Origin of the sequence: Nonomuraea sp. NPDC050680 (assembly GCF_040654555.1) — a bacterium.
Lineage (GTDB): Bacteria > Actinomycetota > Actinomycetes > Streptosporangiales > Streptosporangiaceae > Nonomuraea.
The window spans coordinates 161746-179317 of record NZ_JBFAIF010000004.1 but is presented as its reverse complement, the minus strand read 5'-3'; the positions used below and the strand labels follow the sequence as shown (position 1 = coordinate 179317).

13 protein-coding genes are annotated in these 17572 nt (G+C 70.9%); 6 read left to right on the top strand and 7 right to left on the bottom strand.

Annotated elements, in window-relative coordinates; all coding sequences use genetic code 11:
• Window positions 1-4 precede the first annotated feature (4 nt).
• From AB0H88_RS16535 to AB0H88_RS16510, 6 genes are all read right to left on the bottom strand, one after another.
• Window positions 5-1648: an ABC transporter substrate-binding protein gene (locus tag AB0H88_RS16535; RefSeq protein WP_357645128.1), complete on the bottom strand. Its 1644-nt coding sequence runs from the start codon at window positions 1646-1648 to the stop codon at window positions 5-7.
• Window positions 1649-1729: 81 nt separating this feature from the next.
• On the bottom strand, window positions 1730-4660 hold the full coding sequence (locus tag AB0H88_RS16530) for an aminotransferase class III-fold pyridoxal phosphate-dependent enzyme (RefSeq protein ID WP_357645126.1): 2931 nt from the start codon (window positions 4658-4660) through the stop codon (window positions 1730-1732).
• A gap of 98 nt (window positions 4661-4758) precedes the next feature.
• Entirely contained in the window at window positions 4759-5526 is a 768-nt protein-coding gene (locus tag AB0H88_RS16525) for a TetR/AcrR family transcriptional regulator (protein WP_357645124.1), read from the bottom strand.
• Between the two features lie 8 nt (window positions 5527-5534).
• Window positions 5535-6644, bottom strand: coding sequence for a hypothetical protein (locus AB0H88_RS16520; protein WP_357645122.1), 1110 nt, complete (start codon window positions 6642-6644; stop codon window positions 5535-5537).
• A 178-nt stretch (window positions 6645-6822) separates the two neighbouring features.
• Complete coding sequence (locus AB0H88_RS16515; protein ID WP_357645120.1) at window positions 6823-8352, bottom strand: aldehyde dehydrogenase family protein; 1530 nt, start codon at window positions 8350-8352, stop codon at window positions 6823-6825.
• A 57-nt stretch (window positions 8353-8409) separates the two neighbouring features.
• The gene (locus AB0H88_RS16510; RefSeq protein ID WP_357645118.1) at window positions 8410-9909 is read right to left on the bottom strand and encodes a VOC family protein; all 1500 of its coding nucleotides are present in this window, start codon (window positions 9907-9909) and stop codon (window positions 8410-8412) included.
• A gap of 139 nt (window positions 9910-10048) precedes the next feature.
• Between AB0H88_RS16510 and AB0H88_RS16505 the strand changes: the two genes are divergently transcribed.
• Entirely contained in the window at window positions 10049-10933 is an 885-nt protein-coding gene (locus tag AB0H88_RS16505) for a LysR substrate-binding domain-containing protein (RefSeq protein ID WP_357645116.1), read from the top strand.
• A gap of 97 nt (window positions 10934-11030) precedes the next feature.
• On the opposite strand, the gene AB0H88_RS16500 is transcribed toward AB0H88_RS16505, so the two are convergent.
• Window positions 11031-11732 (bottom strand): GntR family transcriptional regulator, encoded by a 702-nt coding sequence (locus AB0H88_RS16500; RefSeq protein WP_357645114.1) that lies wholly within the window; start codon window positions 11730-11732, stop codon window positions 11031-11033.
• A gap of 108 nt (window positions 11733-11840) precedes the next feature.
• Here AB0H88_RS16500 and AB0H88_RS16495 point away from each other — a divergent pair, with 108 nt between their 5' ends.
• The 5 genes from AB0H88_RS16495 to AB0H88_RS16475 are packed head-to-tail and all read left to right on the top strand — an operon-like array spanning window position 11841 to window position 17401.
• Entirely contained in the window at window positions 11841-13130 is a 1290-nt protein-coding gene (locus AB0H88_RS16495; RefSeq protein ID WP_357645112.1) for an alpha-L-fucosidase, read from the top strand.
• Window positions 13117-14469: an extracellular solute-binding protein gene (locus AB0H88_RS16490; RefSeq protein ID WP_357645109.1), complete on the top strand. Its 1353-nt coding sequence runs from the start codon at window positions 13117-13119 to the stop codon at window positions 14467-14469. The genes AB0H88_RS16495 and AB0H88_RS16490 overlap by 14 nt, the downstream gene beginning before the upstream one ends.
• On the top strand, window positions 14469-15392 hold the full coding sequence (locus AB0H88_RS16485; protein WP_357645107.1) for a sugar ABC transporter permease: 924 nt from the start codon (window positions 14469-14471) through the stop codon (window positions 15390-15392). The genes AB0H88_RS16490 and AB0H88_RS16485 overlap by 1 nt, the downstream gene beginning before the upstream one ends.
• Window positions 15389-16279 (top strand): carbohydrate ABC transporter permease, encoded by an 891-nt coding sequence (locus AB0H88_RS16480; protein WP_357645105.1) that lies wholly within the window; start codon window positions 15389-15391, stop codon window positions 16277-16279. Before AB0H88_RS16485 ends, AB0H88_RS16480 begins: the two co-directional genes overlap by 4 nt.
• Before the next feature lie 33 nt (window positions 16280-16312).
• Window positions 16313-17401 (top strand): mandelate racemase/muconate lactonizing enzyme family protein, encoded by a 1089-nt coding sequence (locus tag AB0H88_RS16475; RefSeq protein ID WP_357645104.1) that lies wholly within the window; start codon window positions 16313-16315, stop codon window positions 17399-17401.
• Window positions 17402-17572 lie beyond the last annotated feature (171 nt).

Here is a 17572-nt window from a genome sequence, read left to right as displayed (position 1 = left end):
GTGCCTAGCCCACCGCCCCGAGCTTGCTCGCCCATGGGGCGAACAGGTGCTGGGAGGAGACCGTGGCGCCGGTGAGCTTGGCGTTCAGGACCAGGACCGTGTCCGGGGCGGCGATCGGGATCCAGGGCAGGTCCTTGGTCACGATCGCCTGCGCCCCTACGGTGGCCTCGGCCCGCTGCCGCGCGTCGGCGCTGCCACGGGCCCGTTGCAGCAGGCTCGCCGCCTCGGGGTTGCGGTAGCGGCCGTAGTCCTGCGGGCCGCCCGGCACGGACAGTGCCGCGTAGAGGGCTCCAGGATCGGCCCAGTTGGGATAGTTGGTGGTGAAGAAGCCGTCGACGTCGGCGCGGGCCTTCGGATCGAGGAAGAACCCGCTGTAGGCGTCGGTGGACACCGCCTTCAACTCGGCCTTGAGGCCGATCTTCTCGGCCGCCGACTTGACCAGGTTGGCCTCGGTGGCCAGCTTGTTGAGCTCGTTGCTCATGCCGAACCTCACGGTCTTACCGCTCGCGCCGGCCTCCTGGATGAGCTTGCGAGCGCCGTCAAGGTCCACGCCGGGAGCGGGCAGCGCGTCCCAGGCGGCCTGGAAGACCTCGCGCTCGGCTCCCCAGGTGCCCGGGGTGCCGAGGGCGCGAGCCGGCTGGGCGCCGCCCTTGTACAGGGTGCGGATGTAGGACTCGCGGTCGATGGCCAGCGACAGGGCGCGGCGCACGCGCGGGTCGGCGAGCGGGCCCCGGCCCATGTCGGCGACGATGAGCGCGTCGATGAGGTAGGACGGGCCGTGGTAGACCTTGACGGTGCCGCTGGCGCGGACCTGCTCCATCGTCGACAGCGGCAGTTCGAGGTAGGCGCCGTCCACTTCTCCGGTGAGCAGCGCCGCCGTCAGCGTGGCCTCGTCGGGGATGCCCTTGAAGTCGATCCGCCGCACCAGCGGCGACTCGGCGCGGTTCCAGTAGCCGTCGTTGCGCACCACGGACAGGACGTCGCCGGTGCGCCACTGGCCGAGCTTGAAGGAGCCGGTGCACATGGCGCCGCCCTTCACCGTGCCGTAGTCCTTGCCCTTGGCCTGGACGTAGCGTTTGGAGACCACCATGCCCGGCATGTACGAAAGGACGTCGCGCAGCCAGTAGTCCGGCTGCTTCAGCTTCAGGGTGACCTCCAGCGGGCCGCTGGCCTGGACCGAGGTCACCCGGTCCAGGACGGGCACCCAGTAGCCGCCGCCCTTGGGGTCGCGGTTGCGTTCGATGCTGAAGGCGACGTCCTCGGCGGTCATGGGGGAGCCGTCCCAGAACCGCACGCCCGCACGCAGCGTCAGGACGGCGGTCTTCGGGTCGGGGAAGTCCAGCCGTGTGGCCAGGCCGGGCTCGACCGAGCCGTCCGGGGTCTGGCGGAACAGTGACTCGCACATGAGGCTCGTCACGGTGATCTCGGGATAGTCGCCCGCGGTGATCGGGTCGATCGAGGTCGTGCCGCGGTACAGCGCCCAGGTGACGCTGTCGACCTGCCCGGTCCCGGGCGGGGTGATCGTGACGAGGTCCTTTCGCGGTGTTTTGCCCGGGGCCGGCGTCGAGGCGGCGCCGTTGTCGCGGTAGCAGCCGGCCGCCAGCATCGCCAGCGCCACCGCAGTGGCCGCGACGGTCTTTGTCCGCACGCGTTGCATCTGAACCACCCATCGTCAAGCTAAGTAGTCGAACGATCGCTCAAATAAATGGCTACGTCAAGGCATGACGCCTCAAAGGGATGCTTCGACCTCGCCCAGCGCCTCGCCGAGGACATCGAGGAACATCTCGCAGTCCGCCCCGCTCAGCACCAGGGGCGGCTTGATCTTGAGCACGTTGTCGTCCGGCCCGTCCGTCGACACCAGCACCCCGCGCGCCTTCACCGCCTCCTTGACCGCGCTCGCCCGCGCGCCGGCCGGCCGCCGGTCATCGAGGCTCAGCTCCACGCCGAGGAACAGCCCCTCGCCGCGGACGTCCCCGATCAGCCGATGCCGCTCCTGGAGCCGGCGCAACCCGCGCAGGAGCTGCTCGCCGCGCCGGCGCGCGTGGGCCTGCAGACCCTCCTCGCGTACGACGTCGAGCACGGCCAGCCCGATCTCGGCCGAGACCGGGTTGCCGCCGAAGGTGTTGAAGTACTCCATCCCCGTCTCGAACGAGCGCGCGATCTCCGGCGTCGTCACCACGGCGGCGAGCGGATGACCGTTGCCCAGGGGTTTGCCCAGCGTGACGATGTCGGGCACGACGCCCTGTAACTCGAACCCCCAGAAGGTCCGGCCCACCCGTCCCAGCCCCACCTGCACCTCGTCGGCCACGCACACCCCGCCGGCCCGCCGCACATGCTCGAACGCGCCGCGCAGGTAGCCGTCGGGGTAGACGATCTGACCGCCGCAACTCTGCAGCGACTCGGCGAAGAACGCGGCGGGGCGGCGCCCGGCCGACGCCAGCTCGGCGAGCCGGTCGGCGACCGAACCGGCGTAGCGCCGGCCGAGATCGTCGTCGCGTCCCGCGCGCAGCCGGCCCCGGTAGGGATCGGGCAGTTCGCAGACATGGGTGGTGCCCGGCCGGCCGCGCCCGCCACGCCGGTCGAACTTGTACGGGCTCAGGGCGATCTGCGAGCTGAGATGGCCGTGGTAGGCGTGGTCGAGGACCAGGACGTCCTCGGCGCCCGTATGCGCCGTCGCCAGCCGCAGCGCCAGGTCGTTGGCCTCGGAGCCGGAGTTGACGAAGAAGCAGACCCGCAACGGGTCGGACAGCAGCTCCACCAGGCGGCGGGCGTACTCCACGACGGACTCGTGCAGATACCGGGTGTTGGTGTTGAGCCGGGCCGCCTGCCGATGGCCCGCGGCCACCACCCGAGGATGGCAGTGCCCCACATGGCAGACGTTGTTGACCAGGTCCAGCCACGGCCGGCCGGAGGCGTCGAAGAGATAGGCGCCCTCCCCCCGGACGATGTGCAGCGGCTCACGGTAGGACAGGCTCATCGCCCGGCTGAGGTTCGTCCGCCGGCGCGCGGCGATGCCGGCCGTCTTGCGCCGTGGCCGCGCCGCGCCGCCCGCCCGGCCGAGCAGCAGGCCGGGGTCGACGCTGACGGCGGTCCACAGGTCGGCCTCGTCGGCGGGCGCGGTGTCCGGGATGCCGGCTCCCATGCCGAGCAGGTGGGTCAGCACCTGCACGCGCGGCGGCGCCGTCCCGCCGGCGCTCCCCAGGCGCGAGCCCGGAGCCGGTTCGTCGCCGGGAGCCAGGTGCGTGATCGAGCCCGGGTCCAGGTGCCGGTAGAGGGTCCAGAACGGCACGCCGTCGCCGGTGCGGTGTTCGAGCACGACGACCCCGCGGCCGGCGTTCACGCTGTGCACCAGCGAGGGGAGGGGACAGCGCACCGTGACGCCCGCGCCGGCCGGCAGGTCGCAGGCCAGGTTGATCTGCGGCCGCGTTCCGGGTGACGGCGTGGACGCCTCGCCGTAGCGGGCCGATGTGGCGGCGTCTTCTGCGGGCGCGGCGTGTTCGTCCAGCAGGGGCAGCGGCCGGGCGGCGCCGGACTCGAAGTGCTGGCGTACGGCGCGGGCCAGCGGATTGGGCGCGAAGCCGACCGCCTCGCGCAGCCGGAAGTGGGCCAGATCCGGGCTGGTCCCGGCCAGCCGCCGCAGCACCTGCGTCACACCGCGCCGGCTGACCAGCAGGTAGTCGTTGGCGGGGTTGTTGGCGTGCTGATGGGCCGACAGGCACACGCTCATCGCCAGCCGGGTGCGCATCAGGTCGAAGAGCACCTCCAGCTCGGCCGGCCGCAGCGGCGACACCTCGTCGTACCCGCTCACCAGGGGCAGCACCGCCCGCAGCGGATCAGCGTGCCCCTGCATCGCGTACGCCCCGGCCACCGCCAGCCCGCAGACCCGCGGGTTCCACGCCACGTCACCGAAGTCGATCAGAGCGGCCACCGCGCCGGCGTCGTCCACCAGGATGTTGAGCTCGTTGGCGTCGTTGTGGATCACCTGGTGGGGCAGCGCCGCGACGCGCGGCGCGACATGCGCGCGGTAGCGGTCGAACACCTCGCTCACCAGCGGCCGCAGCTCGCCCTCCAGCAGCGGCGCGAGAGCGGCGACCGCGGGGGCGCCGGTCAGGTTCCACACCAGCTCGCGCCGCATTCCGGGGTGGGTGAAGCCGGCCAGCGCCTGGTCGACGGCGGCCACGTGACGGCCCAGGTCGCGCAGACGCCGCGCCGTCGGCTCGACCTGCGCCCAGGGACGGCCCTCCAGCCAGGTGAGCACCCTGGCCGTACGCGGGCCGTCGGCCCACAGGGCGGCGGCCGATCGGCGTCCGGCCAGGCTCGCCACCACGCGCGGGGCCGGTGGCGCGCCGGCCTGCCCGGCCAGGTGCCGCAGCACCGCGTCCTGCAGGTCGAGCTCGGCGGGGTCGGTGTCCGGCGCGTGCAGCTTCAGGACGTAGCGTTGGCCGCCGGCGGTGCTCAACCGGAAGTTGCGGTCCTTTTCCCCCGGCAGCGGCGTCAGCCGGCCCTCCAGGCCGTAGAGGTCGCGGACGAGCGCGGCGGCCTGCTCCAGCTCGCCGCCCGGACTCGGGTCCAGTTCCTCGGCGGTGCTCGGGTCCAGCGCGCCGGTCGAGCTCGGGGACGACGCGGCCCGCCGCCCGTCCTCATGGTCTGTAGGCGTCACGTCGCTCTCCTCGTCGAGGCCGATATGTTGTCGAACGATCGCTCAAATTAGCGGCGATGTCAAGACACTGACGGGCCCGCGTGCTCGCGGGCCGCAGGTCACACTCCGCTCGGCTTGCGGCGCGGCTCTATCGCCAGCTCGACCCGCTCCAGCAGCACATCGGAGTCGGGGATGCTCAGGTCGCGCGCCTCCAGTGGCCGCCCGTCGCGGCCGGCGCCCATCAGCGCGAGCCCCATGTCGGCGAACCGCTCGCACAGCTGCGCGATGTCCAGTTCCCCGCCCGGGCGGTACCAGTGCGCGATCCCGGTCGCCATCTGCAGCAGCGCCAGCCGCGCGACGTTGCCGCGGTCCTTGAAGACGCCGTCACGGACGCCGGCCTCCAGAGTGTCGGCCCACACCTTCTCGTAGGCGTCACGCAGTCGCAGGATGTCGCGCCGGGCCTGCCCGGTCAGCGCCTGGAACTCGTGGTCGGCCACCTTGGCGGCGCGAGGGTTGCGCGCGTGGAAGGCGACGTGCACGGCGATGAGCGCGACCAGCCGTTCGGCGGGGTCGTCGATGTCGCGGACCGTCTCCTCACTGCCGGCCGCCAGCACCTCCATGACCCGGCGCGTGACCGCCTCCAGCAACTCATCCTTGGAGGAGGCGTAGTAGTACATCGCCGAGACGGCGACCTCCGCGGCCACGGAGATGTCGCGGATGCCCGTGCCGTGGAAGCCTCGCTCGGAGAACAGCCAGCAGGCGGTGCGCAGCAGCCGTAGCTCCGTACGGGCCGACTGCGCCCGCCGCGCGGAGGTCGCCTTCATCCGGCCGCCCTTCGTGTGCCGGCTGCCGCCCGTCTGGTTGCCCGTCTGGTTGGTGGTGGCCATGGCGCCGACTATCCCATAGCCAGGACGGTCGCGGGGTTGGTGACGGTCACCATGATGATCTCGCTCTCGCTCATTCCCATGCGGCGCATCAGCGGGATGGCGCTGTCGAGGATGTGGGTGTAGCCGGGGCCGCCGTAGCGGCGCAGGTAGACCTTCTGGCAGATGTCCTGCGCGATCAGCAGGCGCTCGCCGTAGCCGGACTCGATCAGCCTGCGCAGCCATTCGATCCGGGTACGGTCGTTGGGCCGGCGCGCGTCGGGGTTGAAGGCGTAGTAGCTGGACTCCTGGCCGAACAGGTCGAACTCCAGGTAGCAGCCCGCGCCCGCGAGCTCCAGCAGGTCCTCGGGCCGCCACAGCGTACGGTCGAGATGGGACATGATCACGCGGGCCGGATCGCCGCCCGCCTCCACGACCGCGCGCATGGCCCGCAGCGGTGCCTCGGGATGGCGTCCGGGATGGATCTGCAGCGGCGCCCCGGTCGCCACCTGCGCGCGGCAGGCGGCGCGCAGCACCTTGTCCTCGGTGGGATGCACCGGCCAGCTCAGGCCGATCTCGCCGATGAGCCCGGCGCGGACCCCGGTCTCGCCCGCGCCGTCGCGCACGTCCGCGACGATCTCCGCGCTGATCGCCTCCACCGAGGCGTCGGCCAGCCCCGCCGGATGGTAGTCGCGGCAGTAGTAGCCGCTGCCCATCACGATGTGCACCCCGCTGGCACGCGAGACCCGGGCCAGCCCGAGCGGGTCGCGGCCGAGCCCCACCGAGGAGGAGTCCACTACCGCGCCGCCACCGGCCACGCGGTAGAGGATCAGCTCCTCGGTGGCGTCCTGCTCGGAGTGCAGCCGCAGGTTGTCCAGGTTGAGGACCGTACGCCGGATCCAGTCGTAGTTGTCCAGCCGGACCGGCTCGGCGATCCGGGCGCGCACCGACGCCGGGAACTCCCTGCCGATGCCGGTCCCGACGCCGTCGTCGGCCACCGGCCGCAGACCCCAGGGCTGGATGATGGCCGACATGTCGCTCAGGACGTGTTCGTGTGGCTGCGTGTGCCCGAGCGCCGAGGGGTCGACATCCCCGAGCACGGTACGCACACGACGAGCCGGTACTTCCGGAAGCTCTGCCATACGCGCAATTCTATCGATCGTTTGTACAAACAATCAACGCGACCGGCTGCCGCGGTCCGGTCCGGATCGCTGGTCTGAGCCGCTGAGCCCCTGAGTCGGTCCAGCGATCAGAACCGCTGGTCTGGTCCGCTGGTCCGGGTCGCTGGTCCGGACCGTGGCATGGGACGTGGCGCGGGCGTTAGAGGAAGCTCACGTTCTGGGCGAGGGTCAGCTGGTCGGAGTAGTTGACGGTGCCGGTCGCGCGCCGCATGTAGGCGCGCCAGGAGTCCGAGCCGGACTCGCGCCCGCCGCCGGTCTCCTTCTCGCCGCCGAAGGCCCCGCCGATCTCCGCGCCGGAAGTGCCGATGTTGACGTTGACGATGCCGCAGTCGGAGCCGTCGGCGGCCAGGAACCGCTCGGCCTCTCGCAGGTCCCGGGTGAAGATGCTGGAGGACAATCCTTGGGGCACGTCATTGTTCAGGGCGATGGCCTGGTTCAGGGTCTGGTAGGTCTGCACGTACAGGATCGGCGCGAAGGTCTCCTGCCGGACGATGCCCGACTGTGCGCCGATGCGGACGATGGCGGGCTCGGCGTAGTAGGCGGCGGGGGCGGCGGCGGCGAGCCGGCGGCCACCGCCGGCCAGGATCTCGCTGCCCTCGGAGCGCGCGGCGCTCAGCGCCTGGCGCATCGCCTCGTGCGCCTGAGCGGAGATGAGCGGCCCGACCAGGGTGGTGTCGTCGAACGGGTCGCCGATGGGCAGCTTTCCGTAGGCGGTGGTGAGCCGGTCGATCAGCTCTTCGGCGATGTCGGTGTGCGCGATGAGCCGGCGCAAGGTGGTGCAGCGCTGTCCGGCGGTGCCGGCCGCGGCGAACACGATGGCGGAGGCGGCCAGGTCGAGGTCGGCCGACGGGGTGAGCACGGCGGCGTTGTTGCCGCCCAGCTCCAGCAGAGACCGGCCGAAGCGGGCGGCGACCCGTGGAGCGACCTGGCGCCCCATGCGGACCGAGCCGGTGGCGCTGACCAGCGCCACCCGCCGGTCGTCGGCCAGTCGCTCCCCGATGGCGCGCTCGCCGAGCAGCAGCCGGTGCACCTCGCGGGGTAGGCCGCTCTCGGCCGCCGCCGCGGCCAGCAGCCGGTCGCAGGCCAGGGAGGTGAGCGGCGTCAGCTCCGACGGCTTCCAGACGACGGTGTCGCCGCAGACCAGTGCCACGGCGGTGTTCCACGCCCACACGGCCGCCGGGAAGTTGAACGCGGAGATCACGCCGACGACGCCCAGCGGGTGCCAGGTCTCCGACAGCCGGTGGCCTGGCCGTTCGGAAGCGATGGTGCGCCCGTAGAGCTGGCGCGACAGGCCGACCGCGAACTCGCAGATGTCGATCATCTCCTGGATCTCGCCGAGCGCCTCCGAGCGGATCTTGCCCGCTTCGATGGTGATGAGGTCGGCCAGGTCGTCGCGGTGCTCGCGCAGGAGCTCGGCCAGCCTGCGTATCACCTCGCCGCGGCGGGGCGCGGGCACCGTGCGCCACGCCAGGAACGCCTCGTGCGCGGCCCCGATCGCCTCGTCGGCTTCGGCGGGCGTCGCGGCTCTGAGGCCGAGCAGGGTCTCGCCGGTGATCGGCGTGCGGGCGCGCAGGTCGTCGCCCTCGTCCGGGGTGACGTCCAGGCGGGCCAGGATGTCGAGGGCGCGTCGCCGCAGGACGCCGGTGGCGGGCAGGGTGGTCGTGGTCATGAAGGGCTCTCCGTCGCGGTGGTCGCGGTGGTCGCGAGACGAGGTCGGGCTCGGGGCTCAGGTGATCTCGGGCAGGCCGAGCGCGTGGGCGGTCTCTTGCAGGGATCGCCGCTGCTGGCTCTCATACAGGGTGAACGGGTCCAGCACCTCGGCCCCGATGGCGCCGGAGAGCCAGTCGCTGTCGTAGTCGGCGGCGGTGTGGCTGTCGTCCTTGACGCCTTGCCCGGTGAGGTTGGACTGGAAGATCCCGGCAGCCGAGCGGGGCAGGAAGTCCTCGTAGACGATGGGCTCGGCGCCTACCCAGCCGTGGTCGATCAGGTCGGCGAGACCGGTGCCGGGCCGCCGCCCGTCACGCGGGCGATCCGGCACCGGCTGATAGGTGAAGAACGCCAGTCGCTCGACCGCCAGATCCCGCTCCGTCGCGGGAAACTCCCGTTCCCACAGGGCCCGGGCGGCCCGCGCACGGCCATCGGTGCCGTCGGCGCGGTTGTCGGCGCGGTTGTCGGCGCGGCCGTCGGCCGAGCGGTCGGCCGAGCGGTCGTCAGTGCGGTCGTCAGTGCGGTCGTCAGTGCGGTCGTCAGTGCGGGAGTCAGGGTAGGTGTCAGCTCTGGCCTGTAGGTCGTCGTAGCGTTCGCGGCCGGCGCGGGTGAGCGCGATTCCGCGCGCCTCCACCTCGCCGAAGCGCACCCGCAGCGATCCCGTGGTCAGGCCGCCGTCAGGCCGGCGCAGCGCGCGCGGCTCGGCCAGGGCGCGAAAGGAGGTCTGGCGCAGCAGCACGTCCGGGCCGGACCAGCGTGGCGGTCCCTGGATCTGGTCGATCATGGTGATGCCGCGTTCGGTCATCCGCGCGTACAGGTCGTCGATATCCAGTACGCGTGGCGTCAGGTGGTTGATGTGGGTGCTGCTCACGCCGCCGATGTCGGCCGCGACCGCCGAGATGCGTTCCAGGGTCTCGTACCAGGCCTGGTCGATCGGCTCGCGGCCCAGCGCGAACGCCTGGACGGCCAGGTGGGTGAAGCGCGCGGCCTGCTCCTGCGGCAGTTCGCGCTCGCGTGCGGCCCGATCGGCCAGCTCCAGCAGTTCCGGCGGGAACAGCTGCCGCCCGGCCAGGAACCTCGCCAGCCGCTCGCGCAGATCCGGGTCGAAGAAGCGGGGATCGGCCGGGGTGAGCATCGAGGTGAAGACCCGGAAGGGATCGCCGGCCAGCTCGTCGGCCGCGACGGGACGAAAGGCGGTCGAGATCACGGGCACGGCGCTGGCGGCGGCCTCACGCAGGTCGTAGAACCCGACCGGGTACATCCCCAGCGCCCCGAAGATCCGCGAGACCTGCCGCAGCTCGGCCGGGGTGCCGACGCGGATGGCGCCGTGTCGTTCGGCGGTGACGCGCTCGATGGAGCCCAGCCGCTCGGCGCCGGCTCCCGCCCGCCGCAGCACGCCGTCGTTGACCTTCTGGCAGACCTCCACCAGCGTCCGGTAGGCGGGCACCTCCTGCCCGTACATCTCCGACAGGCGCCGGGCGAACGCCGCGCGCAGCCGCCCTTGAGAGACCATGACCATGCGTTATCTCCTCCAGGTCCGGATGGCTTTGTCCACGATGGAGGTGATCCCGAGTGATTCCAAGCCCCAGCAGACCGATAGATTTCCAGCCAAAGCCTAAGCATTGCTTAGGGTGCTCTACTGGCGGCGCGGAGTCGGCATGATCAAACCCTTGCATCTGGTCACCCTGCGAGAGGTGTGCCGGACCGGTTCGTTCGCGCTGGCGGCGCGCGAGCTCGGCTACACGGCCTCGGCGGTCTCGCAGCAGATCGCGGCGCTGGAGAAGGACACCGGGCTGGAGCTGTTCGAGCGCGAGGCGCGCGGCGTGCGCACCACCGCGGCGGCGCACCGGCTGGTCGAGCTGAGTCAGCGGGTGCTGGCCACGTTGGAGGACTTCGGTTATGAGGTGCGCGAACTGGCCGCCGGCACCACCGGCCGGCTGCGGCTGGGCAGCTTCCCCACGGCCGGCGTACGGCTGGTGCCGCCCACCCTGTCGGCCTTCACCCGTCGCTACCCTCGCGCGGAGATCCTCCTGGAGGAGGGTGAGCCCGAGGAGCTGATCCCGCGGGTGATCGACGGCGCCCTGGACCTGGCGCTGGTCTATGAGTACGGCCTCACCCCGCGGCAGTGGCCCGACGGCCTGGCCGTCCACCGCCTGCTGCGCGAGGAGCTGCTCCTGCTGCGCCCCCGCGACCACGCCCCGGGCGTCGAGCTGTCGGAGCTGGCCGGGGAACGCTGGATCACCAGCCGCGAAGGCACCGGCGGCGCCCTGTCCCTGGCCCGGCTGTGCGCGGCGGCCGGGTTCGTGCCCGCGGTCACCTTTCGCAGCAACAACTATGACGTGGTCCGTCACCTGGTGGCCGCCCGGCTGGGTGTGGCGGTGGTGCCCGCCCTTGGCCATGTTCCCGACGATCGCGTCGTGGCGACGCGCCTGGACCTGCCCGCCGCCCACCGCACCGTGGTCGCCCTGCACCGGCAGGCCAACGGCAACCCCTTGCTGGCCGACGCGCTGGAGAGCCTGCGGCAGGCGGCCGGGCCGCGATGAGGTAGCGCTCGCGCCGGCACTCAGGGCCGCGTTCGCCTCTGATCAGCTCCAGCTTGGGCGATCGCTCCTCGACAGTGGGTGGGCGGAGCTGGCGGGGTCAGGTTTCGTAGGCGCTCGTCAGGCGTGAGCGCGACGCCTGCAGGTGGGCGGTCATGGCGCTCGCCGCCGCCTGGGGATCATTGCGGCAGATCGCCTCGAGCACCGCGCGGTGCTCATCGGCGGCGTGAGTGGCGATCCCGTGGCGGAAGTAGAGGCGGTAACCATGGGTGTGGGCGCGGAACCTGCGCAGCGTGTCGGCGATGAGCGGGCTGCCACTGGCCTCGGCGATCGCGTTGTGGAACAGGGCGTCCAGTTCCGCGAAGCCGCGATAGGCCTGGTAGGTGTCGCCGACCAGCGGTGACATCATCTGCTCCAGCGACGCCCGCATGGCGGCCACCTCGGCGGCCGTGGCGTGGCGTGCGGCACGCGCGGCGGCGGACGGTTCGAGCAGCAGGCGAACGTCGTACAGGTCGTCGAGGGCGGCGCGGTCGAGCAGGGGGGCCACCAGGTAGCCCGTGTTCGGCCGGCGGACGACGAGTCCCTCCGACTCGCAGCGCGCGAGCGCCTCGCGGACCGGCGTCTGCGACACGTCGAGTTCGCGGGCCAGCCCGTCGATCGACAGCTTCGCCCCAGGCTCCAGGTCGTGATCCATGAGCCGGGCCTTCAGCGCCTGGAAGACCGATTCGCGGACGCTGACCTTGGCCGGCTCATCGGAAGCCGAGCCGCTGGCGGCACCCGTCACCGGCGTTGAGTCACTCATCTCCCCTCCATTTTCATGGTTGACACATGCCCGAAACGCCCTGCATCCTCATGCAAATCGTATCGTATCCGATCTGGGCAGGCTTGCCCAACGCAAAAGGATGAGCTCGTGAGCATTCCCGACTGGTTCGGCGAGGCGGGTTTCGGCCTGTTCGTGCACTGGGACCATGCGAGTCAGCAAGGCGTGGAGATCGGCTGGCCCCTGGTCGGCCACTCGATTCTTCCGGGCCGCACACAACCCGAAGCCGACATGACCATCACGCAGTACCAGGCGAGCGCGGCCACCTTCGACCCGCGGCGCTGGGATCCGCGAGCCGTCGCGCGGCTCGCCCGCGACGCGGGTGCCCGCTACGTGGTCTTCACCGTCCGCCATCACGCGGGGTACTCGATGTACCACACGAGGCAGTCGGACTTCTCCATCGCGGCCTCGCCGTACGCGGGTGACATCACCCGGGAGTTCTTCGACGCCCTGCGCGCCGAGGGCCTGCGGGTCGGCCTCTACTACTCGCTGCTCGACTGGAACCATCCCGACTACCCGGCCTTCACCGACGCCGATCGTCCCTACTCCCACGACCATCACCGGCGGCCCACACCGCAGCAGTGGGCGCGATACCTCGGCTACGTCAAGGGACAACTCACCGAACTGCTCACCGAGTACGGCACGATCGACCTGCTGTGGTTCGACGGGGAGTGGGAGCGTACCGAGGAGGAGTGGCACGCCGCCGAGCTGCGCGAGCTGATCAAATCCCTGCAGCCGGACGTGATCATCAATGACCGGCTGCCGGGCCAGGGCGACTACGCGACCCCCGAGCAGGGCATGCCGCGCCGGCCGCCGGGCGGACCGTGGGAGCTGTGTCTCACCATGAGCGAGAGCTGGGCCTACCGGCCCGACGACCTCGACTACAAGAGCCCGCGGCTGCTCGCCTCCTACCTGAGCGAGGTCGCCTCCCGGGGCGGCAACCTCCTGCTCAACATCGGGCCGCGAGGTGACGGCTCGCTCGTGCCGACCGAGGTCGCCACGCTCAAGCAGCTCGGCGGCTGGCTGGCCGGCCACGGCGAGAGCATCGTGGGGGCCGCGCCCGCGCCGCAACGTCTCGACTTCCACGGCCCGGCCACGCAGCGCGGCAACAATCTCTACCTCCACCTGCTGCTGCGGCCGCAGGACGTGCTCATCGTCAGGAACGTTCCCATCGGCTCGGTCGTCGGCGTTCGCCTGCTCGGCACCGAGCAACCGCTGCACTACAGCTTCAACGAGGAAGTGCACAAGGCCAACGGAGCGGACGACGAGCCGCTCGGCGAACTGTTCATCACCGTGCCACCACCGACCGGCGCGCTCATCGACGTCATCGCCATAGAGCTGTCGGCGCCCTGGAAGGACGACTCCCGTGTCACTGTCTAGAACTGTCCAGGTAGCCAGGCCCCTCCTGGCCGGCCTCCTGCTCGCGGCCGCCGTCCTCGCGTGCGGCACCGGCACCGGACCAGGTGGCGGCGACGGCAAGACGCTGCGGGTCCAGATCCCCACCGGGCCGCTGGCCGCCGCCATGCAGCAGGTCGGCAAGGACTTCGAGAAGGCCAACCCGGGCACGGTGGTCACCTTCGAGGGCGTCGACTCCGCCAGCTCCCGCGGCCCCAATGTGGCCCTGCTCAGCTCGAGCGGCACCCCGGACATCGGCTACCTCCAGCGCAGCACGGGTGTCTGGTCGGCGCTGCTGAAGAACAAGCAGCTCACCCCGCTGGAGGAGGTCTGGAAGGCCGCCGGCCTGGCGGACAAGTACTCCAAGAGCCAGGTCGACTACTACACGACCAACGGCCAGCACTACGGCGTCCTGTACGAGCAACTGCTGATCAACCCCGTCTACTACAACAAGGCGGCCTTCACCAAGGCCGGCATCCCCGACCCGATCGACCACCAGGTCGCCTCCGTCGCCGACTTCGAGTCCATGGTGGGCAAGGTCAAGGCCGCCGGTTACCAGGGATTCGGCGTGGGCGGTTCGAGCCCGTACGACCTGGGGCACACCCTGGACGCGCTGCTGCCCACCGCGGTGCCGGCCGAGGACTACGACGCCCTGCTCACCAACTTCACACCCGGGTCCCCCACGAACGTCAAGTACACCGACCCCGGCTTCGTGAAGGTGCTGCAGACGATCCAGGACTGGCAGAACAAGGGCATCTACCAGAACGGGATGCTCGGCATGGACACCGACCAGGCCCAGGGGCTGTTCACCAGCGGAAAACTCGCGATGCTGCAGGGCGGCAACTACACCCACGCGAGCCTGAAGGAGGCCAAGCCCTCTTTTGAGATGGGCTGGTTCCTGCTGCCCCCGCTCACCCCGGGCCGAAAGACGCCCTTCGACGCCTTCAACGGTGACACCCTGGTGGTCCCGGTCAAGGCGGCCAACCCGGATCTGGCCAAGAAGTTCCTTCAGTTCTTCATGACCGACAAGTACCAGGTCAGCGTCGTGGCCGCCACCGGTTCGCTCCCGGTGTTCAGCTCGATCCCCGCATCGAGCCTGTCCAACCTCGGCGACCTGGTGCAGCAGCAGTTCGAGCTGTCGCAGTCCGTCGGATCGGTCAACATCTGGGACTCCACGGTGCCCTCCACCCTCGGGCAGGCGTTCTCGGTGCCGGTGCTGCAGAAGCTCGTGGCGGGCAAACTGACCCCGCAGCAGGCGGCGCGGCAGTACCAGTCGGCGCTGGAGGACCTGCAGTCCGGCAAGGTGTCGGGAGCGTCGGACTGATGAGCGCCGACAAAGTCATGCCGGCGACGGCCGGCACGCCGCGGCCGCCTCGCCGCAGGGCACGGATCTTCCCGATCGCGGTGCTGGCCCCGGCCCTGGTGCTGCTGCTCGCGCTCGTGGCCTACCCGATCGCCGGATCGGTGCGCATCAGCCTCGGCAGCTGGGACGGCATCGGCGCGGTCGCCTACCACGGCCTGGACAACTACCGGCGGCTGCTGGGTGATTCGCTGGTCTGGGAGTCGATCGGGACCAGCCTGCAGTTCTTCCTCGGGACCGTGGTGTGCACGGTGACCCTCGGCTGTCTGCTGGCCAACGCGATCAGCCGCAAGGTCCCCGGCGCCCGGATCTTCAAGGTCGTCTGGTTCCTGCCGGTGATCATCCCGGTCAGCATCGCGGGCATCTTCTGGTCCAACGCCTTCCAGCCCACGACCGGCGTGGTGAACTCACTGCTGGCCCTGCTCGGGCTCGGCGACGATCACGCCTGGCTGGCGTCGTCCTCGACGGCACTGTACGCGGCGATCTTCGTCGCGGTGTGGACGCAGACCGGGTACGCGATGCTGATCCTGCTGGGCGCGATGCAGACCATCCCTGAGGAGGTGCACGAGGCGGCCACGCTCGACGGCGTCGGGGCGGCCGGACGGCTGTTTCGGATCACCTTGCCGAACATCGTGCCGATGCTGGGCACGATCACGACGTTGACCTCGGTGTTCTCCTTCAACGCCTTCGGCATCATCTACGCGATGACCCGAGGCGGCCCGGGTAACTCCACGAGCATCCTACCGGTGCTGGTCTACAAGCAGTCCTTCGTCGACCAGGACTACGGCTACGGCTCGGCCACCGCGGTCATCACGACGCTGATCGTCGCCGTCATCGGGATCATGGTCATGCGGATCTTCCGCCAGCAGAGCCTGGACACGCGATGACGGGGCCGCGCACCGCCGGCCGAACGCGGTCGGCCGCACGGCGGCGATCGCTGTGGCGACACGGCCCCCTCTGGTACGCCGGCTACACACTCCTGCTGGTCTGGACGGCGATCACGCTCGTGCCGTTCGTGTCGATGCTGCTGCTGTCGCTGCACCCGACCAGCGACATCTACGCCCACCCGCTGGGGCTGGGCGGTAAGTGGGTGCTGTCGAACTACGCCGACGCCTGGCGGGGCGTGGTCGGTGGCGCGCCGCTGTCGAGGTACATCATCAACAGCGTGCTGGTGGCACTGTGCAGCCTGGCCATCGGCGTGACCTGCGGCAGCCTCGCCGGTTACGGCCTGGCCCGGGCGAGCAGGGGCCTGTCGAACACGGTCAGCCGCCTCATGGTCCTGGCCCTGAGCGTCCCGCTGGTCGTCGCGCTGATCCCGACGTTCGAGTTGCTGGGCAGGTATCAGATGCTCAACAGCGTGGCGGGCATCTCGCTGGTCTACGCGGCGTTCATGACGCCCACCATCGCTCTCATCATGCGCTCGGTGTTCGCCGCCGTGCCGCGGGAACTGCTCGAAGCGGCCAAGATCGACGGCTACGGAGAACTGGCCGCGCTGCTGCGCGTGGTCCTGCCCGTCAGCAAGGGCGGTTTCGTCTCGGTCACGCTGCTCGGGCTCATCTTCGTGTGGAGCGAGGTCCAGTTCGGAGTCGTCCTGCTCAGCCGCCCGCAGGACCGCACGCTGTCGGTCGGCCTGCTCTCCTTCCAGGGCCAGTTCGTCAGCGACCAGGGGGCCTTCTTCGCCGGCCTCGTCATCGCGACGTTCCCGATCGTCATCCTCTTCCTGCTCTTCCAGCGCTACGTCACGAGCGGCATCACCCTGGGTGCGCTCAAGTGAGTCCCTCATCGGCCCTGTCCAGGAGCACATGACATGACCCGAATCGAACGAATCGACGTCCAGATGGTCGACCTGCAACCGGCGGCCGTCCGCGTCGATGCGATGCAGTCCTTCGTCAAGCAGGAGACGGTGCTCGTCACCGTGCACACCTCCGACGGGCTGTGCGGCACCGGCTACTCCTACACGATCGGGACCGGCGGGCGGGCCGTCATGTCACTCATCACCGACCACCTGGTCCCGGCACTGCTGGGCCGCGACGCCCGGCCGGTCGAGGCGCTGTGGCGGCACATGCTCGACCAGACGCGCGCGACCACCGTCGGGGCCCTCACCTCACTGGCCTTCGCCGCCGTCGACACCGCGCTGTGGGATCTGCGCGGCCGCCGCAGCGGTGAGTCGCTGTGGCGGATGGCGGGTGGCGCGCACGAGCGGCTGCCCGTCTACGACACCGAGGGCGGCTGGCTGCACCTGCCTGTGGAGGAACTGGTGGACGGCGCGAAGCGAGCGGCCACAGCCGGGATGCGCGGGGTGAAGGTCAAGGTGGGCAGGCCGTCGCTGGCCGAAGACGCCGAGCGCCTGGCGGCCGTGCGCGAGGCGGTGGGACCGGGCTTGGAGGTCATGGTCGACGCCAACCAGGCCTTCACCTGCGCGGAGGCGATCCGGCGCGCCCGGACCTACGAGCCGCTCGGCATCGCCTGGTTCGAGGAGCCGCTGCCGGCCGACGACCTGCACGGACACCGGAGACTGGCCGCCTCCACCTCGGTGCCGGTGGCGGTCGGCGAATCCCTCTACTCCCTGCAGCGCTTCGGTGACTACCTGGCCGCGGGCGCGGTCGGCATCGTGCAGGTCGACGTGGCCCGCATCGGCGGGATCACCCCCTGGCTGAAGGTCGCCCACGCCGCCGAGGCGTTCAACGTCGCGGTGAGCCCCCACTTCCTGATGGAACTGCACGTCAGCCTGGCCGCCGCCGTGCCGAACGGGATGTACGTCGAGCACATCCCGCAGTTGCGGGCGATCACCCATAGCTCGCTGGTGATCGAGGACGGCCAGGTGAGGCCGCCCGATGTTCCCGGCATCGGGATCGACTGGAATCTCGATGCCCTCGACGACCATCGCGTCGCCTGAGTCAGCCGAGGAAGCCGCCCCGGTCGGGGCCGCTTCCTCGGCCCCGGTCGCAGGGCCCTGAGGCATCGCGGGCCCCTGTCGCTGTGGGCGGGGCCGCGCAGCGGCGGGCGCGCCTGCGTGAGAGGCGGCATGCGCTGCGTGCGCGCGGGCGGTTGCGGGAAGGCGGGAGGG